The organism is Rhodococcus sp. DMU1, from assembly GCF_012272955.1.
In the GTDB taxonomy this organism is placed as follows: Bacteria; Actinomycetota; Actinomycetes; order Mycobacteriales; family Mycobacteriaceae; genus Rhodococcus; species Rhodococcus aetherivorans.
In genome coordinates this window covers 4,786,346-4,808,586 of record NZ_CP050952.1, presented here as the reverse complement: position 1 = coordinate 4,808,586, position 22,241 = coordinate 4,786,346, and the positions used below count along the sequence as shown (strand labels likewise).

27 protein-coding genes and 1 pseudogene are annotated in these 22,241 nt (G+C 68.2%); 16 read left to right on the top strand and 12 right to left on the bottom strand.

From position 1 onward, the window contains the following. Positions 1–15 precede the first annotated feature (15 nt). The 3 genes from HFP48_RS21835 to HFP48_RS21825 form a co-directional block, all read right to left on the bottom strand. The gene (locus HFP48_RS21835) at positions 16–603 is read right to left on the bottom strand and encodes a TetR/AcrR family transcriptional regulator (RefSeq protein WP_050035797.1); all 588 of its coding nucleotides are present in this window, start codon (positions 601–603) and stop codon (positions 16–18) included. 74 nt (positions 604–677) lie between these two features. Continuing rightward, positions 678–1,448: an IclR family transcriptional regulator gene (locus HFP48_RS21830; protein ID WP_168580036.1), complete on the bottom strand. Its 771-nt coding sequence runs from the start codon at positions 1,446–1,448 to the stop codon at positions 678–680. Positions 1,449–1,698: 250 nt separating this feature from the next. Continuing rightward, positions 1,699–3,135: a DUF2254 domain-containing protein gene (locus HFP48_RS21825; RefSeq protein WP_168580035.1), complete on the bottom strand. Its 1,437-nt coding sequence runs from the start codon at positions 3,133–3,135 to the stop codon at positions 1,699–1,701. A gap of 156 nt (positions 3,136–3,291) precedes the next feature. Between HFP48_RS21825 and HFP48_RS21820 the strand changes: the two genes are divergently transcribed. Beyond that, complete coding sequence (locus tag HFP48_RS21820; protein ID WP_168580034.1) at positions 3,292–3,798, top strand: hypothetical protein; 507 nt, start codon at positions 3,292–3,294, stop codon at positions 3,796–3,798. Between the two features lie 172 nt (positions 3,799–3,970). On the opposite strand, the gene HFP48_RS21815 is transcribed toward HFP48_RS21820, so the two are convergent. Then, positions 3,971–4,609, bottom strand: a complete 639-nt coding sequence (locus HFP48_RS21815) for an isochorismatase family protein (protein ID WP_168580033.1) — start codon at positions 4,607–4,609, stop codon at positions 3,971–3,973. Between the two features lie 143 nt (positions 4,610–4,752). Here HFP48_RS21815 and HFP48_RS21810 point away from each other — a divergent pair, with 143 nt between their 5' ends. Further along, on the top strand, positions 4,753–5,727 hold the full coding sequence (locus tag HFP48_RS21810; protein WP_168580032.1) for a helix-turn-helix domain-containing protein: 975 nt from the start codon (positions 4,753–4,755) through the stop codon (positions 5,725–5,727). Between the two features lie 86 nt (positions 5,728–5,813). Here the strand turns inward: HFP48_RS21810 and HFP48_RS21805 are convergent. The 4 genes and pseudogenes from HFP48_RS21805 to HFP48_RS21795 form a co-directional block, all read right to left on the bottom strand. Beyond that, positions 5,814–6,136 (bottom strand): annotated as a pseudogene (locus tag HFP48_RS21805) (transposase); the annotation flags it as partial. Positions 6,137–6,614: 478 nt separating this feature from the next. After that, complete coding sequence (locus HFP48_RS31690; protein ID WP_246872454.1) at positions 6,615–6,911, bottom strand: hypothetical protein; 297 nt, start codon at positions 6,909–6,911, stop codon at positions 6,615–6,617. Then, positions 6,908–7,069 carry a hypothetical protein gene (locus HFP48_RS31685; protein ID WP_006936660.1) on the bottom strand — a complete coding sequence of 54 codons (162 nt, stop codon included), beginning with the start codon at positions 7,067–7,069 and terminating at the stop codon, positions 6,908–6,910. The genes HFP48_RS31690 and HFP48_RS31685 overlap by 4 nt, the downstream gene beginning before the upstream one ends. After that, positions 7,066–7,416: a hypothetical protein gene (locus HFP48_RS21795; protein WP_168580031.1), complete on the bottom strand. Its 351-nt coding sequence runs from the start codon at positions 7,414–7,416 to the stop codon at positions 7,066–7,068. The genes HFP48_RS31685 and HFP48_RS21795 overlap by 4 nt, the downstream gene beginning before the upstream one ends. A gap of 223 nt (positions 7,417–7,639) precedes the next feature. Here HFP48_RS21795 and HFP48_RS21790 point away from each other — a divergent pair, with 223 nt between their 5' ends. The 3 genes from HFP48_RS21790 to HFP48_RS21780 are packed head-to-tail and all read left to right on the top strand — an operon-like array spanning position 7,640 to position 9,139. Continuing rightward, the gene (locus HFP48_RS21790; protein ID WP_168580030.1) at positions 7,640–8,149 is read left to right on the top strand and encodes a hypothetical protein; all 510 of its coding nucleotides are present in this window, start codon (positions 7,640–7,642) and stop codon (positions 8,147–8,149) included. After that, on the top strand, positions 8,146–8,787 hold the full coding sequence (locus tag HFP48_RS21785; RefSeq protein ID WP_210432775.1) for an RES family NAD+ phosphorylase: 642 nt from the start codon (positions 8,146–8,148) through the stop codon (positions 8,785–8,787). The genes HFP48_RS21790 and HFP48_RS21785 overlap by 4 nt, the downstream gene beginning before the upstream one ends. Before the next feature lie 43 nt (positions 8,788–8,830). After that, a complete protein-coding gene (locus HFP48_RS21780; protein WP_168580029.1) occupies positions 8,831–9,139 on the top strand; it encodes a hypothetical protein in 309 nt (102 codons plus the stop codon). Between the two features lie 108 nt (positions 9,140–9,247). Here HFP48_RS21780 and HFP48_RS21775 read toward each other — a convergent pair whose 3' ends face one another. The 3 genes from HFP48_RS21775 to HFP48_RS21765 are packed head-to-tail and all read right to left on the bottom strand — an operon-like array spanning position 9,248 to position 11,982. After that, positions 9,248–9,838 (bottom strand): GNAT family N-acetyltransferase, encoded by a 591-nt coding sequence (locus HFP48_RS21775; RefSeq protein WP_168580028.1) that lies wholly within the window; start codon positions 9,836–9,838, stop codon positions 9,248–9,250. A 43-nt stretch (positions 9,839–9,881) separates the two neighbouring features. Continuing rightward, positions 9,882–10,730, bottom strand: coding sequence for a hypothetical protein (locus HFP48_RS21770; protein WP_246872453.1), 849 nt, complete (start codon positions 10,728–10,730; stop codon positions 9,882–9,884). Positions 10,731–10,785: 55 nt separating this feature from the next. Continuing rightward, positions 10,786–11,982 carry an acyl-CoA desaturase gene (locus HFP48_RS21765; RefSeq protein ID WP_168580027.1) on the bottom strand — a complete coding sequence of 399 codons (1,197 nt, stop codon included), beginning with the start codon at positions 11,980–11,982 and terminating at the stop codon, positions 10,786–10,788. Positions 11,983–12,387: 405 nt separating this feature from the next. Between HFP48_RS21765 and HFP48_RS21760 the strand changes: the two genes are divergently transcribed. The 7 genes from HFP48_RS21760 (at position 12,388) to HFP48_RS21730 (ending at position 16,984) form a co-directional block, all read left to right on the top strand. Continuing rightward, positions 12,388–12,717: a PadR family transcriptional regulator gene (locus tag HFP48_RS21760; protein WP_043798394.1), complete on the top strand. Its 330-nt coding sequence runs from the start codon at positions 12,388–12,390 to the stop codon at positions 12,715–12,717. After that, on the top strand, positions 12,714–13,064 hold the full coding sequence (locus HFP48_RS21755; protein ID WP_043798392.1) for a DUF1048 domain-containing protein: 351 nt from the start codon (positions 12,714–12,716) through the stop codon (positions 13,062–13,064). The genes HFP48_RS21760 and HFP48_RS21755 overlap by 4 nt, the downstream gene beginning before the upstream one ends. A gap of 23 nt (positions 13,065–13,087) precedes the next feature. Next, the gene (locus HFP48_RS21750) at positions 13,088–13,915 is read left to right on the top strand and encodes an ATP-binding cassette domain-containing protein (RefSeq protein WP_168580026.1); all 828 of its coding nucleotides are present in this window, start codon (positions 13,088–13,090) and stop codon (positions 13,913–13,915) included. Next, positions 13,912–14,673, top strand: coding sequence for an ABC transporter permease (locus HFP48_RS21745; protein WP_072636008.1), 762 nt, complete (start codon positions 13,912–13,914; stop codon positions 14,671–14,673). Before HFP48_RS21750 ends, HFP48_RS21745 begins: the two co-directional genes overlap by 4 nt. A gap of 112 nt (positions 14,674–14,785) precedes the next feature. Beyond that, on the top strand, positions 14,786–15,847 hold the full coding sequence (locus HFP48_RS21740) for a beta-mannosidase (protein WP_168580025.1): 1,062 nt from the start codon (positions 14,786–14,788) through the stop codon (positions 15,845–15,847). A gap of 309 nt (positions 15,848–16,156) precedes the next feature. Continuing rightward, complete coding sequence (locus tag HFP48_RS21735) at positions 16,157–16,579, top strand: RNHCP domain-containing protein (RefSeq protein WP_308936530.1); 423 nt, start codon at positions 16,157–16,159, stop codon at positions 16,577–16,579. A gap of 9 nt (positions 16,580–16,588) precedes the next feature. Beyond that, on the top strand, positions 16,589–16,984 hold the full coding sequence (locus HFP48_RS21730; protein WP_168580024.1) for an RNHCP domain-containing protein: 396 nt from the start codon (positions 16,589–16,591) through the stop codon (positions 16,982–16,984). A gap of 102 nt (positions 16,985–17,086) precedes the next feature. On the opposite strand, the gene HFP48_RS21725 is transcribed toward HFP48_RS21730, so the two are convergent. Further along, positions 17,087–17,980, bottom strand: coding sequence for a helix-turn-helix transcriptional regulator (locus HFP48_RS21725; RefSeq protein WP_168580023.1), 894 nt, complete (start codon positions 17,978–17,980; stop codon positions 17,087–17,089). Positions 17,981–18,290: 310 nt separating this feature from the next. On the opposite strand from HFP48_RS21725, the gene bsh reads away from it, so the two are divergent. From bsh to HFP48_RS31680, 4 genes are all read left to right on the top strand, one after another. Next, positions 18,291–19,262, top strand: a complete 972-nt coding sequence (gene bsh / locus HFP48_RS21720) for a choloylglycine hydrolase (protein ID WP_168580022.1) — start codon at positions 18,291–18,293, stop codon at positions 19,260–19,262. A gap of 286 nt (positions 19,263–19,548) precedes the next feature. Then, positions 19,549–20,571 carry a zinc-dependent alcohol dehydrogenase family protein gene (locus HFP48_RS21715; protein WP_168580021.1) on the top strand — a complete coding sequence of 341 codons (1,023 nt, stop codon included), beginning with the start codon at positions 19,549–19,551 and terminating at the stop codon, positions 20,569–20,571. Between the two features lie 379 nt (positions 20,572–20,950). Beyond that, a complete protein-coding gene (locus tag HFP48_RS21710) occupies positions 20,951–21,373 on the top strand; it encodes a hypothetical protein (RefSeq protein ID WP_348983364.1) in 423 nt (140 codons plus the stop codon). Positions 21,374–21,718: 345 nt separating this feature from the next. Then, positions 21,719–22,201 (top strand): hypothetical protein, encoded by a 483-nt coding sequence (locus tag HFP48_RS31680; RefSeq protein WP_246872451.1) that lies wholly within the window; start codon positions 21,719–21,721, stop codon positions 22,199–22,201. The last annotated feature ends 40 nt before the right edge of the window (positions 22,202–22,241 follow it).

Genomic DNA, 22,241 nt, shown 5'->3' with positions numbered 1-22,241 from the left:
GGCCGGCGGCGGTCGTCAGCCGGTGCGCGGCCGGAAGCCGTCGACGAAGATCCGGGTGATCTCGTGCGCGAGGTCGGCATTGGAGCGCTGCGCGCTCGGTCGGTGCCAGCGCGGTGCCTGCCAGACGGCATCGCGGATCAGCTGGTAGAACACCTCCGGATCGATGTCGTCCCGGAAGATTCCCCCGGTGACACCCTCGGCGATGGCCTCCCGCCACGCCTTCTCCACCTCGTCGGCAATCTCGGCCAGGTCCGCCTCGACGAGGCGGTCCCGCATGTACTCGCCCTCGCGCTGCCAGATCGTCGTGGCGCCCCGGTAGTTCTCCGAGGTGGTCAGGGCGAGCAGGACGAGCGCTTCGATCCGCTCGACCGGCGGCAGGGTTCGGGACGTGATCTCGCGGCACCGGGCGGACAGGTCCTCGATGTATTCGCGGATCAGTTCGGTGACGATCGCTTCCTTGGACGGAAAGTAGTGGTAGAGCGCCCCGGAGTAGACCCCGACCTCGTCGGCGATCTCCCGGATGGTGGTTGCCGCGATTCCCTTGGTGGCGAACAGTTGTGCGGATCTGTCGAGGATCTGGCGGCGGCGCTCGTGCGGATCCATGGCACTCCTCGGGGCTCGGTCGTCGACGGCCGGTCCATTGTGGCACATCCATTGATCAAACGATCAGTAGAGCCTCAGACGGCGTGCTGGGAGTCCGCCGACCGGAGCCGGGTGAGGCGACGCCACGTCGTGAGGGCGGCCACGCGCACGGGGCCCGCCAGGGCAGCGGGGCGGATCGACGAGGTGGGGCCGCTGACGGAGATCGCGCCGACACACTTGCCGGCGTGACCGATCGGCGCCGCGACACAGGAGACGCCCGGGGCAGCCTCGTCGCGGTCGTGCGCCACGTGCTGTTCCCGGGTCCGGGCGAGCTCGCGGCGCAGCCGGTTCGGGTCGGTGACGCTGTGGCGGGTCCGGGCCGTCGGCGGGCGCTCGGCGAACAGCGCGTCGAGGTCGGTTCTTCCTTGTGCCAGAAGCGCCTTGCCCAACGCGGTGCAGTGTGCCGGCTGACGTCCGCCCACGCGCGACGGGATGCGCATCGAATAGGGGCCGCCCACCTTCTCCAGATACAGCACCTCGGCGCCGGTGAGGACCGCCAGGTGGACGACGAGACCGGTGTTGCCGTGCAGTTCGTGCATGACGGGCAGGGCGGCCCGGTGCAGGGTGTCGTTGTGCTGGACGAGGGACCCGAGCTCGAGCATCTTCGTGCCCAGCGCATACGCGGGAGCGTCCCGTCGCACCCAGCCGATCTCGACGAGCTGGGTCAGCAGGCGATGCGTGGACGAGCGGGGCATGCCCGTCAGGCGGGTGAGCTCGGCCAACGTGAGCCGCTCGCTGTCGCGGAATGCCTCCAGCAGCCGGGCGGCGCGATCGATCACCGCCACCGGCACATCGCTGTGCGTCATGCTCTGCCTCCCACCGCCGAAGCGCGGTTACCTCTACTGATCAAGCGATCAATCAATGACTGTGGTGACTGTAACAGTTCGCCCGAGGGGCGGGAAGTGGAATCGAAGACCGAAACGCGGTCGATGGGGGCGGATCACCCGAGGGCGGCGGCCTCCTGTGAGGTGGCCGGCGGCTTCGCAGCGCCGCGGTGACACCGACGAGCCGGCCCCGCGGCGACCGCCAGCGACGCCGCGGAAGCGACGGCACACGTCAGGTAGGACGGCGCCCTGCCCAGCGCACTTCGAGGGCCTCGCCCACCTGCCGGGCGAGGTGGTCGAGGTGCCGGCGGGTCACGGTGTCGTGGTCGGTGACATGCTCGCGCAGGCGATCGAGCTGGTCGGTGATCGCCGTGCGCTGCTCGCCGGTGGCGGCTTTCCATGCCAGCTCCCGTAGCATCGACAGCAGCGCGTCCAGCACCATCGGATCGTCGGCGCCGTAGAGCCGCGGCTGGGTGCACACCAGCTCCAGCAGCTCGGCGAAGGTCGGCCGCGCCAGCACCACCCGTACCCGATCGTGCTCGTCGCACTGGGTGTACGGGCCGAGCCGAAGGTCGAGAAGGTCGGCGAGGACCGCGGTGCACGAGATCAGTCCGTGCACGGCGGTGGTGGGATCGTTGATCCCGGGCGAGAGGGCCCGCACCACCACATCGGTCAACTGCCGCAGTCCGTAGCCGATGTCCTGGACGGCGGTGCGTTCGCTGCCGGTGCGCAGCGCCGCGCGTACCCGTTCGCTCAGCCGGTGCGCCGCGTCCTCGGTCAACGGTTCCTGCGGGCGGACGGACCAGGAGAACGCGACCGGTGTGCCCGCCAGGACCGGGCTGCCCACCGGGCGGTCCACCCACACCACCGCCTCGGCCTGCTCCGCCGCGGTGAGCAGGGCGTGTTCGTCGATCTCGACGAGGAATCCGGACGAGGCCGCTTCGACGAGGTGCGGGTGCGGCGGTGGCGCGGGCACCGGCACGGCAGGTGTGTCCCGGCGTGCGGGAGGCAGGAGACGGGTGGCGGTGGCGCAGGTGTCGGCCCGCACGTGCTCGAGCACGGCTTCGACGCGGATCTGCCGGACCAGATGTCCGAGGAACAGCACCAGCGCGACGACGCTGGCCACCGCGAGCAGGTATGCCGTCGTCACCGCCATCTGCGGGACGAACGCGGTGCCGTCGGTGCCGTCGGTGGCGCTGCGGACGGTGCGCAACACGGTCAGCGCGTAGATGAACGTCGCCAGGAACAGCGCCAGGGTGCGTTGGATGACACGGTCGGCGGCGAAGGTGCGCAGTAACCGCGGGGAGTACTGGCTGCTGGCCAGTTGCAGGGTCACCAGTGTCAGCGAGAACGTCAGCGCCGTGACGGTGATCAACGAGCCGGCGATCACGCTCAGTACCTCGCGGGCGGCGTCGGCACCGCCCCCGAACAGGTATCCCGCCACCGTCGGTGGCAGCCGGTCATCGAGGGCGGCGTCGAGCTCGGGCAAGCCGATGCCGGCCAGCACGGCCAGCAGCACCGCGGCCGCCGGGACGGGCCACAGCCGGGAGCGCACCGCTTCGACGAACACCTGTCGACGCTTCAGTACGGAGGAGATCGGTCCCCGTCGCCCCCGGGCCCCGGGGCCGCCGTCGGTCTCGAACTTCACGGACACCGCCCGGAACCACATTCCTCGCGCATACCCCCGCCCGCGGCCGGGTAATCGCGCACCCGTCGCTGCGCCTGCCGGAGTGCGGCGGATCGGTTGGAACGGCCTCGGTGGCCGGGCCGAGGTGGATACGATGCCGACACCTGTGCAGGACTGGTGCGACGAACGGAATCGGTCATGACAAAGCTGGTGAACTCGCTGTCCGAGGACGAATTCGTGTTGGTGCGGCAGACGAAGAAGACGGAGATGGCAGATCTCGACGAGGACGGCCTGATCGATCTGCACACCCGTATCCGCCGATCCCGCAACAAGTACGTCAAGCTCTACCGCCGGCAGGGTGCCGAGAAGGTCGGCGCGAAAAAGTCTCGTGCGGCCGGTAAGTCGGCGAACGAGCGGAACGCCGGCAAGGCGGAGGTGTTCGAGGATGCGCTGGCCCGGGTCAGCCGCCAGCTGGGGGCGGTGGCCCGCCGCTCGGCCGAGGAGCTGAAGCAGGAACGGCTCGCTCGCGCCCGCTCGGATGCCGCCGCGCCCGCCGAGGATGTCGGTGCCGAGGGCAAGGTGCGGTCGAAGGGCAAGACCCGCGTCGACGCCACCCGTAACTCGGCCGGCCGCAAGAAGTACGAGGCGTCGACCATCGCCGCCGGGGCGCGCCGGCAAGCCGAGAAGGACAGCAAGAACCGCTGAACGTCCGGGATCCGCCGCCGCGACGACGTCGGTGGAGCAGGCCCGGGGTGCCGGTGCATGTGAAGCACACCGGCCCCGCCGAGCCGGTCAGCCGAGCCTGTCAGTGAGTTGCCAGCGCGACGCGCCGGCCGTCTCCTCCGCGACCGGGCTGCCCCGGGGCGTGGGGTGGTCGTCAGGCGAGCGCGGATGCCGAGCGTCCCTCGAGGGCGGATTCGACCAGGTTGCTCTTGGGTAGCGTCGAGCCGGACTGCACGGCCTCGATCCACTGGGTGGTCGTGGTGACCGCGGCGAAGTTGGACTGCAGCAGCACCATCAGGGTGGTGTGCAGGGACTGCGCGGAGACCTGCCCGGCGGCGTTCGCGAGATGGATCGCACCGGTGGCGTCGGAGAGGATCTCCGTGGCGAATCCGAGCGCCTCGGCCTCCGCGGCGGTGGCGAGATCGCAGTTGTTGGTCATGTATCCGACGATCGTGACGGTGTCCACCTCGCGGGCGCGCAACCAGCCGGCCAGGTCGGTGCCGGCGAACACGCTCGCGTACTGCTTGTGCACGCGTTTGCACGTCGGGTCGATGCGCCGCTCGAGATTCGGGTGCAGCGACCATCCTCGCGAACCTTCGACGAAGACGGGGGCTCCGTCGGGCATACGGTGCTGAACGACTACGACCGGGACGTCGTGGGCGGCGGCAGCGTCGAGGGCGGCCTCGATGTTGGCGAGCGACTGCTCGCGCGGCGGGTACTGGATCTCGAGCGGTCCGTCGAAGTACTCCTGCTGGACGTCGACAACGACGAGGGCACGGCGGGGTGCGGTCACGGGTTTCCTCCCTGGGAAATCATTCGGGGTGTCGCGCCCACGGGGTGAGCGCCTCACTGCCCGATTGTTCGGCAGGTCTACCCTGGCCGGAAGTGGCACGAATGCATACTTTCGATGAGATCGGGCCAACTCGGGAGAACAGGATGCGAATCGCTGTCTACGCCTTCGACGGGATCACCATGTTCCACCTCGCGGCACCGTTGCTGGTGTTCGCCGAAGTGCGCCGTCTCGGTCCGGCCCCCGACTGGCAGACCCGGCTGTGGTCGGACCGGGCCGGCTCGGTCTGTACCGCCGAGGGATACCCGATCGGTGAGGTGACCGGACCCGAGACGGTCGACTGGGCCGACATCGTCATCGTCCCGTCGTGGCCGATGCCCCCGAGGCTGATCGGTGCAGAGTTGAAAAGACAGCTGCGCCAGGCACATGCGCGGGGTGCGGTGATCGCCGGGTTGTGCCTGGGGGCGTTCGCCGTCGCCGACGCCGGGCTGCTCGACGGTCGTGCGGCGGTCACCCACTGGGAGGCGATGCCGCTGCTCGCCGAACGCTGCCCCGGCACCGAGGTGGACTCCTCGGTTCTCTATATCGACCACGACGACGTCCTCACGTCCGCAGGTACGGCCTCGGCGATCGATGCCTGTCTGCACCTGGTCCGCAAACACCTCGGGTCGGCGATCGCCACCCGGGTGGCCCGATACCTGGTCGTGGCTCCGCACCGAGAAGGGGGACAGGCACAGTACATCGAACGTCCCCTCGCGCGGCCCGCCACCGACAACGCGATCGCCGAGGTGCTCGAATGGGCGCTGACCCGGCTCGACGAACCGCTTACGGTCGATCGACTCGCGGATCGGGCCCGGATGAGCCGGCGCAGCTTTGTCAGGCACTTCCGGCAGGCCACCGGCACCACGCCGGCACGTTGGATTCTCACGCGCCGACTGCAGGAGGCACGCGCTCTGCTCGAAACCACGGATTGGAGCATCGATGCCGTCGCGTCCGCGTGCGGCTTCGGCAGCAGCGCCACCTTCCGGCAGAACTTCACCTCCGCCTTCGCGACTTCACCCACCGCCTATCGTCGGCAGTTCGCATCCCGGCCGCAACCGCTGGTACCCAGGAGGACGTGAAAGTGACACGAGGTGCGAGTCACCGGCGAGGGGCCAAGTCCCGTGAGGTGGTGTACGACGTCGCCGCGTGATTCCTCGGCGGGAGGTCAGGTAGTCAAGGCCGGTGCAACCTCCTCGGCGGGTTCAGTCACGGTTCTTCGGCCGTGTTGGTACGGGAGCGGGCGAGCACATCCAGTCCGAGGTAGCGGCGCCCTTCGATCCACTCATCGTGCTCGCTCCGCGAGCACCGCCTCGACGAGACGGATCAACGCGGTACGATCCGGAAAGATCCCGACCACATTGGTTCTCCTACGGACTTCTTTTGTTGAGGCGCTCCCTGCGGATGATTGCTCCAGATCTGCTTCCAGATCTGTTTGGGAAATACTTTGAACCCCAACAGATCCGACACTGCGGCGTCGAGGTGGTCGGCGGCCTTCGCCGACTTCCCGGATTGGTGCCGGGTCATGGGCCTGCCCGGTTGAGACGTTCGATGAGGCGTGGTTTGCGCGCATGCGTGTGACGTAGTGCCAGGATGCGCTGGGTGAAGGTGTCACGTCGGCGTCGCGTTCGGCGAGCGTCCGGAGATCGGTGAGCAGTGCGGCGGCGGCGTCGTACTCGCCGGACTTTCGGGTGGCGATCATCGCGTCGATGCGAGACCACGGGCCTTGTGCCGGCGGGCTTCCTCCCCGGCGCGCCGGGCAGCTGCCCGGCGCTCATGGTCGCCTCGGCGACGCGCCGCGGCCTCGAGAAGATCGGCCACGGTCCGGCGAGGTGGGGCGGGCAGGTTTGTGGTGTGCTCCGTTGTGGAATCGACGAAGCATCTCCATCCGGACGGTCACCGTGTGATTTTCGGCGACCCGCAGCAGGAGTCGAACGGTGCGCTCGTGCGGGCCGCGATGGCGAGCAGGTCATCGTCGAGGCGGAGAAGTTCGGCCAGGGCGCGCTGCGCCGCGCTGAGGGTGGCCAGTCCGGGGCGGCACGGGTGACATCGGTGCGCCGGCGTCCGAATCGACGTCGCCGGACTCGTCCTCGCTGGTCAGGTCCAGCACGAGGAATTCGCTCGTGGTCCAGGTAGTTACCCGCTCGTCGACGCAATAGTCCCCGACGACGTCGAGGTCGAGCAGGCCGCGCGGAAGGCGGAGCAGGATCCGCCGTGTTCCCCAGTTGGCCAGGTACAGGTGCGCGGCGTAGTAGCGCTCCATCATCCGGTTCGGATCGTCCCGGAAGCTGCCCAGTGGAACTCGTTGACGAAGCTGGTGGCCGTGATCCTCGCGCGGGTGGACAGGGAACGCACTTCGGCCTGCTGACGCTCGTCCAACGGCCGGTCGACGGTGAGGAACTCGTAGTGCTGGTACTCACTCATCGCCCCTCCCGCCGATCGGCGCGGTCGTAGGGCTCCGCCCGGAAACCCGAGTCGTCTCCCCGATGGATGAACAGGTGTCCCTCGAGTGTGGCGTCCTGCGCCAGGGCGGCCCAGCCGCGGCCGCTGACCTGGTCGCCTTCGTCGTCGCCGTCCCAGCTGAACCCCACGGCGGTGCGGCTGTCGCGTTCGATGGTCCGGCAGTCCATCCAGCCGCGGACGGCGATGAAGCCGAACTGGCCGGTCCCGTCGGCGGCGAGCTCGATGAAACCGGGTTCGACGAGGTCGATCGCGTCGCGGTCCCACAGGTCCATCTCCACGATCCGCCACCGACCGGTCAGGCGCCTCACTGGTCCTCCATACTTGTCGCGAGTGCGGTGTCAGGGTAGCGACCGCGGGGGACCGATGCCGCGCGTCGCCGGCGCAGCGGCCTGCCTGAGATTCCCCTGAACCAGTGGACACGGAGGTCGGGGGCTCGGTGAGGGCTTGATCACGGCGCGGCCTCGCCGAACGTGCAGCCCACGTCCCCTTGACCTACTTGACTTGACCTACTTGACCGAGGACGATCGAGGTATGAGCACTCCACTGAAGAAGGTTGTCGAGGACCAGCTGGACGCCAGCGGGATGGCCGCGGAACAGCTCAGCGACGACGACGCGCGGTACGTGGCCGACGGCGTGAGACGTATGCTGTCGAGCCTCAAAGCGCGCCGAGCGTGGGAAAAGCACATCGGCCCGATCCTGACCCACAAGCAGACCCTCGAAGTGACCGGCTGGTCGAAGCAGGCGCTCAGCCAGGGGGTCAGGGACAATCGCGTGTTGCGTCTGACCGCCGCGGACGGCACTGCCGGCTACTGGTCGGATGGCTTCACCGAGACTGCCGCCGGCTACCGACCGATCGCGGGGATCAAGAACGTCCTGGGCGCCTGGGCTCATGCCGACGTCGAACCGTGGACGATTGCGTCGTGGATGTCGAGTGCGCAACCCGAACTCGACGGCCGGACACCGCGGCAGGCCCTGCTCGACGGTGACAGTGCTGATGTCGAGAAGCTCGCCCGCCAGGCGTCGGAACGGCTCGCTTCGTGAATGTTTCCCGCGCACAACAACACCTGAAACCGCCACCGTCCCCGGACACACTCCGGGGACGGTTCCCTGAGACCGGGCTGGCTGCCCGTACGACGATCTACCGCAGTCATGCCGCCGGCCTGGGGGCGTGGTGGTTCAGCAGCAATGGGGGCGGCCGTTTCGATCTCACCGGGTCCGAGGGAACCTGCTACACCGCGGAAACCGAGCTCATCACCTTGCTCGAGGCGTGGAGCGGCATCTACGTCATCCCACGTCCGGAACTCGTCAAGCGGGACATTTCAACGGTGATTGTCCGTAGGGATCTGCGTCTCGCCGATGCGACCTCCAACCGGGCGATCCAGTTCGGATTGACCTCCGAGATGTTCACCACCACCGACTATCCGCTGACCCAGCAGTGGGCAAAGGCGTTGCACGAAGCGGGGTTCGACGGCATTCGGTATTGGGCACGGCACGATCTCAAGCACGTCGATGCGTGCATCGCGGTATTCGCGGCCAGCGGCGATCAGACCGGCACAGACGAAGAGCCCAGCGATTTCGCGGTGCTCGGTACCGAGAACCTGCTCGACCGCCCGGACCTGTGGGAGGCGCTGGAGGAAGAGGCAGGGATCGTGGTCCTCGACATCCCCGGGAGCTTCTGACCCTCCTCGCGTATGTCGGACGTGGGTCCTACGGTTGATGACTATGACATCGCGTCTCGCGGTAGCTGGTTGCGTTCCCGAGTCGAGCATTGACGAAGTGCAGCGGTGGTACTCAGCGCCCGGTGTGGGTCGCTGGATGGACTCCGAGTTCGACGACAGCGCCCTCGTCAAGCAGATGGCCGGCTCGGGACGGTTCGTCGGCAAATACCTGCTTGCTTCCTGGGGATGTGTGGGATTCGACAGCGAACATCAGCCTGTGGCATTCATGGGCGCCGACGTGTTGGTCAACCGTTCAGAGCAATCCGACTGTGGCCGGCCCGGAACTCGGAGGAAGCAGGTCCGCGACAACTGAGGTGAACCGTCTCGGGATTGATGCCGCTTTCCATTCTCGAGAGATGATGCACATCATGTTCTAGCGTTACCCGGCGAGGTCCTCGACGTCGTGATGAAACTCCGCCACCTACTGCGTATGGTTGCGGACCATCGCCCACGTGCGCGGCCCGTCGCCGGGCAGGGTCACGGAACCGACGACGTCGAAACCGAGCCTGCGGTAGAACGCGACGTTCCGCTCCGACGACGTCTCCAGGTACGCGGGCACCCCCGCTTCGCGGGCTTCCCTGAGTCCGGGTTCGAGGACCGCGCCGCCCAGGCCCGAGCCCTGCCGGTCCGGATCCACGGCGACGGTCGCGAGGAGCCACACCGGTCCGACGGGCCGCAGTGGCGCCAGCGCCTCCTCCGCGGCCGCCGCCGCGTCGGCCCGATCACCGGACAGCTCGGCGACGCGTCCGGCGATGCGTTCGAAAGCCTCTGGGATTCCGGTGGACTCGGGGGTGGTCCACACCGCGACGGCCGACGCGTCGTCGGCCACCCACATCCGCCCACAGCGCAGGCCGATCTCGGTCAGATACAGCCGCTGCAACTCCTCGACGCGACGCAGGTGGTCACGGGCATCGACGGTGTGGCGGGTGAACGGGTAGTCGGCGAAGGCGCGCGCCAGGGTGCGGGTCGCGCGGTCGACGTCGGCGGGCTCGGCGGGACGTATCTCGGTCATCGCGACCCACCGTAGAGCCGCGCCGGGTCCGGCCGCGAACCATTTACCGCGCGGCCCGGGTGGTGGACCGGATCTCGAACCGTTCGGGGATCCGCAGCCACGCGGTGCTCACCGTCGACCAGTCGCCCACCCCGGGCCACGGCCCCGACTGGCTGTGCCGGTAGCCGCCGGCCTCGTACCGGTCGTACGGCACCTCGGACAGCCTGGGGTGGGCGCACAGCAGGCCGAGAGCCGACAGGTGCACGGCGTCCCACTCCTCGGCGATCGACGGCCAGTCCGGGACGCGCGCCCCGCGGAACTCGAGCGGATGGTCGGCGATCAGGGCCGCCCAGTCGCCGGCGGTGTCGATCCGGACAATCCGCGCGACGTCCGGATCGAAGTGCACGGTGTAGCGGGCGGGGTCCTTCAGGCCGCGCAGGTTCTCCCCGCTGGCGCTCCACGTGTCGCTCGTCCCGTCGTGCAGAGGCGTCGCGGTCCAGAACGCGCCGTCGGGCAGCGCGCCGGGTCGCTTGCGGTTGCGCACCCGCGGCAGACTCAGCTCGGTGATCGTGCCCTCGTGGGTCTGCGGGGAGTCGAGGGTGTTCCGGCTCGGGTGACGCAGCGCGGCGCAGATCGCCTCGGCCATCTCGATCGTCGCCGGTGCGGTGAGGGCCATGTCCAGGACGTCGTTGGCGCCGTTGCCGTAGAGGTACTCGCCGATGATCAGCACGAGGTCGTCGACGAAGTCCTCGAGGGTGGAGGCTTCGATGAATGCGGCGACGGACGGCCGCGGATCTGCGTCACCGTAGGCGCGCAGATACCAGTGGACGAGCATGCGTCCCGGGACGGTGTCGAGGAGGTTCGCCGCGGCATCCGAGCACATGCCGGACATGTTGCCGTACGTCGGCTCCATGCCCGCTGACCACACGCCCTGCCGGCTGAGCACGCGCCCTGCAGCGAACCGTTGCTCAGGCGCCGGCTCTCGTGGTGCGCCGCTCGATCGTGACTGCGGGTGCCGGGACCGGTGGCGTCAGGGCCGGCGGCAGCGCGAGCACGACGATCTTGACCCAGACGGAGCCGATCTGGCGGCCCAGCCCGCCGGTGTTGTAGGGCAGGCGGTACTTCTCGCACAGAGCCTGCACCTCGGGCGCCATCGCCGGGTACCGGTGCGCCGGGATATCGGGGAACAAGTGGTGCTCGATCTGGTGCGAGAGGTTTCCGGACATGATGTGGAACAGCGGGCCGCCGGTGATGTTCGCCGATCCGAGCATCTGCCGCACGTACCACTGCCCGCGGGTCTCGTCGGCGGTTTCGTCCTCCGTGAAGGTCTGCACGCCGGACGGGAAGTGGCCGCAGAAGATGATGGAGAACGCCCACACGTTGCGGACGAGGTTGGCGGCGGCGTTCCCGGCCAGCGTCGGGAGCATCAGCGGCCCGGATAGCAGGGGAAAGACCACGTAGTCCTTGAGGACCTGGGGGCGGGCCTTGCGCCACCAGCCGCGGACCAAGGGTGCGATGTCGCGCCACGGGCGTCGGCCCCGGAGTACGCGGTCGGTCTCGAGGTTGTGGAGCATCACGCCCCACTCGAAGGTGAGCATCAGCACGAGCGCATACAGCGGGTTGCCCAGGTAGTACGGGTTCCAGTGTTGACCGGGGTCCATCCGCAGGATGCCGTACCCGATGTCGCGGTCCCGCCCGAGGATGTTCGTGTAGGTGTGATGCATGTAGTTGTGCGAGTATTTCCATTGGTCGGCGGGACAGACGATGTCCCATTCGAAGTCCTGGGAGTTCACGCCGGGCTCGCGCATCCAGTCGTACTGACCGTGCAGCACGTTGTGCCCGATCTCCATGTTGTCGAGAATCTTCGAAATCCCGAGTGCGCCCACGCCGGCCAGCCACGCCGGCGGAAACACCCCCAGATGCATCAGAACTCGGCCGGCCACCTCGGCGCCCCGCTGCACCTTGATGACGCGAAAGAGGTAGTCGCGATCCTGGGCGCCGAGGTCCGCGGTGATGCGGGCGCGCAGCGCATCGAGTTCGCGCCCGAGTTCCTCGACCTGGTCGTGGTCGAGCACGACCACGTCCGCGGGTGGCCTGCTCGCCGGGGAGCGGCCCGGCAGCGGGAGGGTCGGCAACGATGGCATGGGCAACTTCAGTCCGAGCATCTCGGGCCTCCTCGTGCTGGTGCGGTGCTGTGACCGTGGTCGAACGGAACTCCTGTCGTCGCCGCACCCGTAAAGACACCGCCGCGATGTGCGGCGCGTGGAGGCACTCGGCGCAGTAGCGCCATACCGGAGGGGTGCGCGGTGGGGCGGTGGGCCGCCACGTCCGTCCTGTCAGTGCCTCCTCTGCATCGATCGGCACTCGATTCATCCAGTGTCGTGGCTTCGGATCTCCGCGGCATGGCCGCCACTTGAACATTGGGTTTCCGGGGCAGTTCCCCCAGGTCCTGGTGATCGAGTGGTTGCGGCGTCGGTCGGTGAGTCTCGACGCGAGGGGCTTGCGCCGCCGCTATTCAGCGTTACTATGTACCAGTAGTCAGTAACGCTTAGTAGTTGAGGAGGTGTTCCGTGAGCAAGCAGATGACGGAGATGCTCAAGGGAACGCTGGAGGGCATCGTCCTCGCGATCGTTTCCAACCGGCCCGCATACGGCTACGAGATCACGGCACGGCTGCGGGAGCAGGGCTTCTCCGACATCGCCGAAGGCACCATCTACGCCCTGCTCGTCAGGATCGAAAAAAGAGGCCTCGTCGACGTGGAGAAGGTGCCGTCCGAGAAGGGGCCACCGCGCAAGGTGTATTCGCTCAACGCGCAGGGACAGGAATACCTCGAAGAGTTCTGGGGGACATGGAGCTTCCTCACAGAACGGCTCGAACAGCTCCGCGAAGGAGGCAGATGACCATGTTCATCTCGAAGATGCTCGGGGACAAGCGGCGATGGCGGCAATACAAGGCGCGCACGAAACAGCTTCCCGCGGACTACCGCACGGCAATCGATGCGCTCGAGCGGTACCTGATGCACTTCGGGCCGGGGGACCCCTCCAGCGCGGCTTCAATGTTCGAGGACCTCGCCGATCTCTTCGAGCAGAGCGCGGCGGACGGAACGCCGATCCGCGCCGTCGTCGGGGAGGACCCGGTCGAGTTCGCGGAGGCATTTCTCCGGAACTACCCGGAGGGTCAGTGGATCAGCAAGGAACGGGAACGGCTGACCGACACCATCGATCGCGTCGCGGGCTCCGAATCGTGACGCACGAGAGAACGGATATCCGGATGACAACCGATCAGGTGCAGTTGCCCGCGATCCGCGTGCAGGGCCTGGAGAAGGCGTTCAAGGACCTGCCGGTGCTGCGCGGCGTCGACTTCGACGTGGCGCGGGGCAGCATCTTCGCCCTGCTCGGCTCCAACGGAGCGGGCAAGACCACGGTCGTGAAGATTCTGTCCACGCTGCTCGAGGCCGACGCGGGGACTGCCGGCGTCAACGGCTTCGACGTCGCCACGCAGGCTGCGGATGTGCGAGAGTCCATCAGCCTCACGGGACAGTTCGCCGCCGTCGACGAAATACTCAGCGGGCGTGAGAATCTCGTGCTGGTCGCCCGGTTGCGGCACGTCGCGGATCCGGGCAGGATCGCGGATGATCTGCTCGAGCGCTTCTCGCTGACCGACGCGGCCGCGCGGAAGGTGTCGACGTATTCGGGCGGCATGCGCCGCCGCCTCGACATCGCGATGAGCCTCATCGGGGATCCGCCGGTCATCTTCCTCGACGAGCCGACGACCGGGCTCGACCCCCAGGCGCGCCTCGAGGTGGGGCAGGCCGTCGAGGAACTCGCCGAGCACGGCACGACGGTGCTGCTCACGACGCAGTACCTGGACGAGGCCGAACAACTCGCCGACCGGATCGCGATCCTCCACGAGGGCCGGATCATCGTGAACGGCACCCTCACCGAGCTCGAGCAGTTGCTCCCGCCCGCCACGGTCGAATACGTCGAAAAGCGGCCGACCCTCGAGGACGTCTTCCTTGCCGTCGTCGGTGCCGACGGCAAGGACGGCGACGCCGGCAACGACGCAGCGCCGGCACGGAAGAGTAGGAGACAACGATGACCAAGCACTTCTTCGGCGACACCGCCGTCCTGCTGGGACGATCTCTGCGCCACATCACGCGCAGCCCGGACACCATCACCACGACCACGATCATGCCGATCGCCTTCCTGCTGCTGTTCGTCTACGTGTTCGGCGGCGCGATCAACTCGGGGTCGAATTCGTATGTGAACTACCTGCTGCCCGGCATTCTGCTCATCACCATTGCTTCGGGCATCTCCTACACCGCATTCCGGCTCTTCCTGGATATGAAGAGCGGCATCTTCGAGCGATTCCAGTCCATGCCGATCGCACGCTCGTCCGTTCTGTGGGCGCACGTGATGACCTCGTTGGTCGCCAATCTGGCCTCGGTCGTGGTCATCGTGCTCGTTGCCCTCCTCATGGGATTCCGCTCGGCAGCGGGAGCGCCGGCGTGGCTCGCGGTCGCCGGCATCTTGACCCTGTTCACCCTGGCGTTGACGTGGATCGCCGTGATTCCCGGTCTCTCCGCGAAGTCCGCGGACGGCGCGATCGCGTTCTCCTACCCGCTCATCTTCCTGCCATTCATCAGCTCGGCATTCGTGCCCACCGACACCATGCCCGGCCCGGTACGCGCCTTCGCCGAGCACCAGCCGGTGACGGCCATCGTCGATGCCATCCGCGACCTGTTCACACAGCAGCCGGTCGGCGCCGACATCTGGATCGCCCTCGCCTGGTGTGTCGGCATCCTCGTCGTCGCGTACATCTTCGCCATGGTGACGTACCGCCGCAGGATCGGCTAGGACGGGCGCCGCGGCGGGGAACGGTGGGCCACGAGCTCACCCGACCCCGCCGACGTGTGCGCCGTGGCCAACCCGCCTTCCCGTCCGGCCGGGCAGGGACTACCGTTCGCCCATGCGCGCAGCCGCCGTCGTAGTCGCCTGTCTGGTCGGCGCGGCCGCGTGCGCGTCCCCACCACCGCCGGACCCACCACCGCCGCCGCCGCCGGCGCGTGTCACGGTCGACGGGCGGGGCCTGATTCTGGACGGGAAGCCCTGGTGGCCGACCGGGCTCAACGCCTATCAGCTCGCCTCCGACTGGGACGTCAACGGTGGCTGCGGCGCGCAGGTGGACCTGGACGCGTACTTTTCGTCGCTGCCGCCATCGTCGCTGACGCGGTTCAACGCCTTCCAGGCGCTGGCGCTGAACCGCGTCACGGGGACGCTGGACTTCGCGGCGATCGACGCCGTGTTCGCCGCCGCCGAGCGGCACGGCCAGCTCGTCATGCCGGTGCTGTCCCCGCAGGACGGCGCGTGCGGCAACGAGCTGTACAAGGACCGCGCCTGGTACGAACACGGCTGGACCACGCGCCGGGCCCCCTTCGCGGTCAGCTACCGCGACTGGGTCCGCCTGGCCGTGGACCGGTGGCGGGTGTCGCCGGCGCTCGCCGCGTGGGACCTGCTGGGCGAGCCCGAGCCCGGCGTGTGCGGCGACGCCGCATGCAGCCTGCCGCGGCGCTCCTGCCCACCCGACTCGGCGCAACTGCTGCGGGCGTGGACCGACGCGGTCGGCCGGATCGTGCGGGAGACGGACCCGCGGCACCCGATCAGCCTCGGCCTGATCGGTGGTGACCAGTGCGGCAGCGCCGGGGACGGCTACGCGCAGCTCGCGAAGTCGCCGTACGTGGACGTGCTGCAGTACCACGACTACGACGAGGCGGCATGGCTGCCGGTGCGGCTCGGGCAGGTCACCAAGCCGATCCTGGTGGCCGAACTCGGCATCGAGGCCGGCAGTTGCCTGCCGCTGCCCGAACGGGCCGAACGTGTGGACGCGGCGCTGACCGGCTACCGCGAGACCGGGGCCGCCGGCGCGCTGCTGTGGGCGTTCGTGCCCGACCCGCGCGGCGGCGAGTGCACGTACGACATCGGCCCCGGCGACCCGGCGTTCGACGTGCTGGCCCGGCACGGGAGCTACTGACCCGTGCCGCGTCGATCGCCGAGTGCGCGGATGTGCGCCCGGTCGTCGTCCTGCATCGAACCACCGTTCCCGGACCGTTCGAACGGACCTGTCCGCCAGTCGGATACAGAACCGGAACACGGTCGCTCGCAGTAATTCGTTTGCGGGTTCACCCCGTGGTGAATATTGTCTGCTGCGTCCGGCGGAGAGGCCGGTCGAACTCGGATGGAAAGTGGTGAATTATGCCCCGGACAGCCGCCGAGCTCCTTCACGATCCCGTGAAGCGCTCGGACCGGTGATCCGCACCCACCATCGGATCGCCTGTCCGGTGTGAGGTCTTCGCGGGATCGACAGTGCTCGGCACACATTGCAGCACAGTTGATCTCACAGAGGAGAACCCAAGTGTCCCACAGTGGCACATCGATATCGCACCTTTCCACGTTCACATGTATCCGGTGCGGGCTGACGGTACCTGCCGCGACGCCTGCCGGTGCAACACGGACGCACTGCCCGAACTGCCTCGCCGGAAAGCACCGACCCGGACCGGACGCCGGGTGCGGAGCACGCACGCACCCGATCTCGATCGCGGTGCTCCGGGGCGGAGAGTGGATGCTCATCCACCGCTGTACCGCCTGCGGTGGCCTCGACGCGTGCCCGGTGGTCGAGGACGACAACCAGTTGCTGTTGCTCCGCATCGCGGTGAAACCACTGGCGCAACCGCCGTTCCCGCTCGAGCATCTCGCACAACTGTAGGAGCGCTCGGTGTCCCGCAGGAACAATCGAACAGCTCGAGTGCAGCGGCCGAAGCCGGCACATCGCGACGCACCCGCGCGGCACGGAACATCGTTCCGCTGCATCGGATGCGGTCTGGACGTGCCGATGCAGGCGCCCGGAACCGCGCACCGCAACCACTGCCCGCACTGCCTGTCCAGTAGGCACGTCGATCGTGTGCCCGGCGACCGGGCCGCCGGCTGCGGGGGCCGGATGGAGCCCATCTCGGTGACCGTGCGCGGGGGTGGGGAATGGGTGATCATCCACCGGTGCCGCACCTGCGGCACGCTCGACGCCAACCGCTGCGCCGGGGACGACAACCCGCTTGCGCTCGTCCGGATCGTGCTGCGGCCGATCTCGGCCTCGGGCGGGCTCCTCGACGGGTAGAGGCCGACGCCACGGGAGCGCTTTCCATCTTGCTGCGGAAGGCCTTGTCTGCCGGCGGGGACGGCAGGATCGACCGAACGTCGCGGGTGCCGTCCGTCCGTGTCAGCTGGTCGGTTCGGTCGCCGGGTGGGCCGGGAGATGGGTCGTGGCCCAGCTGGCGAGAAGCTTGAGCCGGTCTTCGGAGTCGGTTCCGGGTTCGGCGGTGTAGATGGTCAGATCGAGGACCCAGTCGTCGTCCGCTGCCAGGTCGAGGGAGTGGTAGACGAGGTCGAGCGTGCCGACCACGGGGTGGTTGAACTGCTTGTTCCCGGCGTGGTGGATGCGCACGTTGTGGGCTGCCCACCGGGTTCGGAATTCGTCGCTGAGCGTGGACAGTTCGCCGACGAGGTGGCGCAGGTCCTTGTTGTGGGGATCGCGGCCTGCTTCGGCGCGCAGCAGTGCCACGGTAACGTTGGCGGCCCCGTCCCAGTCCGGGAAGTAGTCCTGGGCGCCGGGGTCGAGGAACTGGAACCGGGCGATGTTGGCGGTTTTGCGGTCGTCGGTGAACAGCGGCGAGTACAGCGCGCGGCCGAGCGCGTTGGTGGCGAGGATGTCCATGCGCCCGTTGCGGACGAACGCGGCGGAGGCGGTCATCGAATCGAGCATCCACTGCACCCGCGGCCGCACCTGGGCTTGTTTGCGGGCGCGGGGTGCGCGGTGGGTGGGCCGGGCGGCGCGGGCGAGGTCGAACAGGTAGGTGCGTTCGGCCTCGTCGAGTTGCAGTGCCCGGGCGACCGCCTCGAGGACGTCTTCGGAGACGCCGCCGATGTGCCCCTTCTCCAGGCGGGTGTACCACTCGGTGCTCACGCCGGCCAGCACGGCGACCTCCTCGCGCCGCAGCCCCGGGACCCGGCGGCGGCCGCCGCCGGCGGGCAGGCCGACCTGCTGCGGGGTCAGCCGGGCCCGCCGGGTGGCGAGGAAGCTGCGGATGTCGGCGCGGTTGTCCACGCCGTCCACGGTACGTCCGGTGTGTCGCCGACGGACGTTGCAGTTGTGCCCCCATGAACGCGACCTCCCGTGCGGGCGGTGCGCGCCCGAGTTGCACCAATTCAGTGTGCCGACCCGACCTGGGATTTGGGATCTCGAGGGAATCGAGGATGCTCACGGCGTCGTCGGTGAGCGGATCGAAGTCGGTGTGTTCGTGCCCGGCGATCGTGACTTCCTGGCAACGCCGCGCTGACGTACTGGAAGAAACTCGCAAAATCAGACATCCTGAACTTGCACGCAGATGCCGATACCGTGGGTCGAGATTGTCCGGAGGAGTCGTATGTGCACAGCCGCCAACTACACCGCCAAGGACCATTACTTCGGCCGGAACCTCGACCTCGAGTACTCGTACAGGGAAACGGTGACGGTCACGCCGCGTAACTTCCCGTTCGAGTTCCGCAGGGTGCCTCCGCAGAGGACGCATCACGCCATGATCGGTATGGCGACCGTGGCCGATGGTTACCCGCTCTACTACGATGCGACCAACGAGAAAGGCTTGAGCATGGCGGGGCTGAATTTCCCCGACAATGCCGACTACAAGCCCGTCTCAGAGAACGGGACCAATATCGCGTCGTTCGAGTTCATTCCCTGGGTCCTGGGACAGCTCGAGACCGTGGCTCAGGTTCGAGACGCACTGGCAGACGTGCGCATCGTCGACCTCGCGTTCAGCGAAAAGTTCTCACCTTCCCCGCTGCACTGGATCATCTCCGACCGGAACGAATCCATCTCTGTCGAGTCGGTCCAAGAGGGCCTGAAAGTCCACGACAATCCGATCCAGGTCCTCACCAACAACCCGACATTCGATATCCAGTTGTTCAACATCAACAACTACATGAGTCTGTCCGTCGATCCGCCGGAACCGCGATTCTCGAAAGAGATACCCTTCGACACCTACAGTCGCGGACTCGGTGCTGTGGGATTGCCCGGAGACCTGTCCTCGATGTCGCGTTTCGTCAAAGCCGCCTTCACCAAAGTGAATTCGGTATCGGGCGAGTCGGAATCCGAGGCTATCAGTCAATTCTTCCATATTCTCGGCTCCGTGGAACAACAGCGGGGATGTGTTCGGCTCGACGACAAGTACGAGATCACCATCTACTCGTCGTGCTGCAATACGAACAAGGGCGTCTACTACTACCGTACCTACGAGAACAGCCAGGTCACCGGCGTGGACATGCACAGAGAAGATCTCGACGGAAGCGCCCTCGCGGCATACCCGCTGGTTAGAGAACAGCAGATCCTCATGCAGAACTGAGCCGGGAGACGGCAGGGTCGTTGTGCTGCCGTGTTCGGGCACGACGAGTCGTAGTCGTACAGCAAGTGTGCCATTTCCCGAACTCGCACCGCTCTCACCAGCACAAACGCCGGATCGGTCCCGGGAATCGGCCATCCTGGTGCAATTCAGGTCCGGTGTGTCGCCGAGGGAGGTTGCAGTTGTACCCCCATGAACGCGACCTCCCGCGCGGGTGGTGCGCGGGGTTCCATGGAACGCGGGCCGGAGAAATGCCGGACCCCGAGTTCGAACATCAAGGAGCACCGTCATGCGAGGAGCAGTCCTGCACGCCCCCGGCGACGTCCGTGTCGAGGAACGCGACCGTCCGTCCCTCGTCGAACCCACCGACGCGATCATCCGACTGTCCGCGACCTGTGTGTGCGGCTCGGACCTGTGGCCCTACCGCGGGGTCGAGACCTACGACGGTCCGATCCCCATGGGCCACGAGTACGTCGGCGTCGTCGAGGAGATCGGCGAGAACGTCGCCGACATCAACGTCGGCGATTTCGTCGTCGGGTCGTTCTTCGCGTCCGACAACACCTGCGAGATGTGCCGCGCCGGGTATCAGAGCTCGTGCGTCCACCGGGTGATCATGGGCAGCCTCGGTTCCCAGGCAGAATTCCTGCGGGTCCCCCTCGCGGACGGCACGCTCGTGGCCACTCCGGGCATGCCCGAACCCGACCTCATCCCGTCTCTGCTGGCCGCCTCGGACGTCCTCGGCACCGGCTGGTTCGGTGCCGTCGCCGCCGAGGCCGGACCGGGCAAGACCGTCGCGGTCGTCGGCGACGGCGCCGTCGGTCTGCTCGCGGTGCTCGCGGCGAAGCAGCTCGGCGCCGAACGGATCATCGCGATGAGCCGTCACGAACCCCGGCAGCGGCTGGCCCGCGAGTTCGGTGCCACCGATATTGTCACCGAACGGGGTGCCGCGGGCGTGGCCCGGATCAAGGAGCTCACCGGCGGGCTGGGCGCGCACTCGGTCGTCGAAGCCGTCGGCACCCAGGAGTCGATGATGCAGGCCATCCGGTCCACCCGGCCCGGCGGGCACGTCGGTTACGTCGGGGTCGCCCACGGCGTGCAGCTGCCCGGCGAGGAGCTGTTCTTCTCGCACGTGCACCTGCACGGCGGTCCGGCCCCGGTCCGGCAGTATCTGCCCGAGCTGATCGACCTGATCTGGAACCGAAAGATCGATCCGGGCAAAGTGTTCGACCTCGAGCTGCCGCTCGGGCAGGCCGCCGACGGGTACAAGGCCATGGACGAGCGGCGGGCGATCAAGGTGCTGCTCCGCCCCTGACCTCCGCCCCGGGATCCGCTGGGGCACTGGTACGCCTCGTTCGTCGTCACCCGCGACAACGTCTCTTTGCTGGCCAAGGCGCAACGCACAATGGCGCGCTGGCGACCGAGCAAGGGACGCCCGGCGCCGAACGGCTACCGGCGGGCCCGCAAGCAGGCGGCAGAGATCCAGCAGAAGGCCGCGGGGCGGACCGGCACGAGGCGCGGCGGGTTGTCGCCCAGCATGCGGTGATCGCGGTGGAGGATTTCCGGCCCCGGTTCCTGGCCAGGTCCACGATGGGTACGTCAACGCCGCCCTGTTCGCCCATCTCAGCGGCGCGACGTTCGTGTTGCAGGGCATCTACGGCCTGTCGCCGCAGGGCTACTTCTAAGCGTTCGGGCTGAACTCGTTGGGATTCATGGTCTTCGGATTCCTCGCCGGCCGAATCGCGGAGCGGTGGTACGTCCACGGCGCCCTGGTCGTCGGTCTGATCATGGTGGCGGCCGGCGCCGGTGGCGTGCTGCTCACCGCCACCGCACACCTGCCGCTGGCCGCGATGGTCGTCTCGCTGGTCACGATGGTCAGCGGGGCGGCGGTCACGACCCCGCCATCGACGTCCCTCGCGCTGGAGAACTATCCCGAGGTCGCCGGCTCGGTCGCCTCGCTGCTGGGGCTGGCCCGGTTCGCATTCGGTGGCGTCACCGCCCCCCTCGTCGGCCTGGCCGGCCCGGGGACCGCGGTACCGCTGGGCGTCGTCACCCTCAGCGCAGCCCTGCTCGGCCTCGTCGGCTACGTCCTGCTCCGCCGACCGGCACCGGACTGAGGGTCCGGCCGGGCAGATGTTGCCGCAGCACACCGGTGTTGCGGGCACGTGAACCTTGCGTGTACTGCCGCAGAACTGGGCTCCGCGAACCCGGGGAGGGAGGACACTGGGGGCATCCGTCGATTGCTGCGACGCGTTCGAGCACGCTGGCCACGCCATCGGGTGTCGGAGCATGTGGGAGAGTCCCTGGACCTCACGCACGCGTCGTCGGCCCGATCGGGATCGGCTGCGGCGTGGCGGCGCGACGTTCGCTGCTGGGCCCGAGGACTCCGGCAGCCGTTGGAAGGTCTGGGAGCACGCAATCGGCGGCGTCGAACAATCGATCGAGGTGGAAGGGATGCAGTGATGGATGTCCTGGACAAGGCCACCCAGATGGTCACCGATGCGGCGTACGCCACGACCAGCGCCGCCGGTGCCGTCAGCGGGGCGGTGGTGGGGGCGCTGATCGGCAGTGTGCGTGGCGCCGCCGAAGGTGTGCGCTCCGGCGTCGGCAGTGGCGCCGGCTCGACGCCCGCGGCGGCGGCGACGATCGCCGCAGTGGGGGCGGCGGGACTGGCCACCGGCATGGCCGCAGGTCCGATCCTGGCCGGACTCGGTGTCACCGCCCTGGCCATCCGGATACTCACTCCGCGCCGGCCGGCGACACCGGCCGAAGGATCCACCGGCAAGCCCACCCCGGCCGTGGCTGCCTCCGCGACCGAGGCCCCATCGGTGACGACCACGGCCGAGCCCGCACCGACCGCGGCGCCGACGACCGAGAAGGCGACTGCAGCGAAGGCTGGGCCCACGAAGCGATCCAAGCCCGCGACCCCGAACCGGAAGCCGTAGCCGCATCACGGGTTGTCAGGCCGTGCCGACGCAGCGCGCG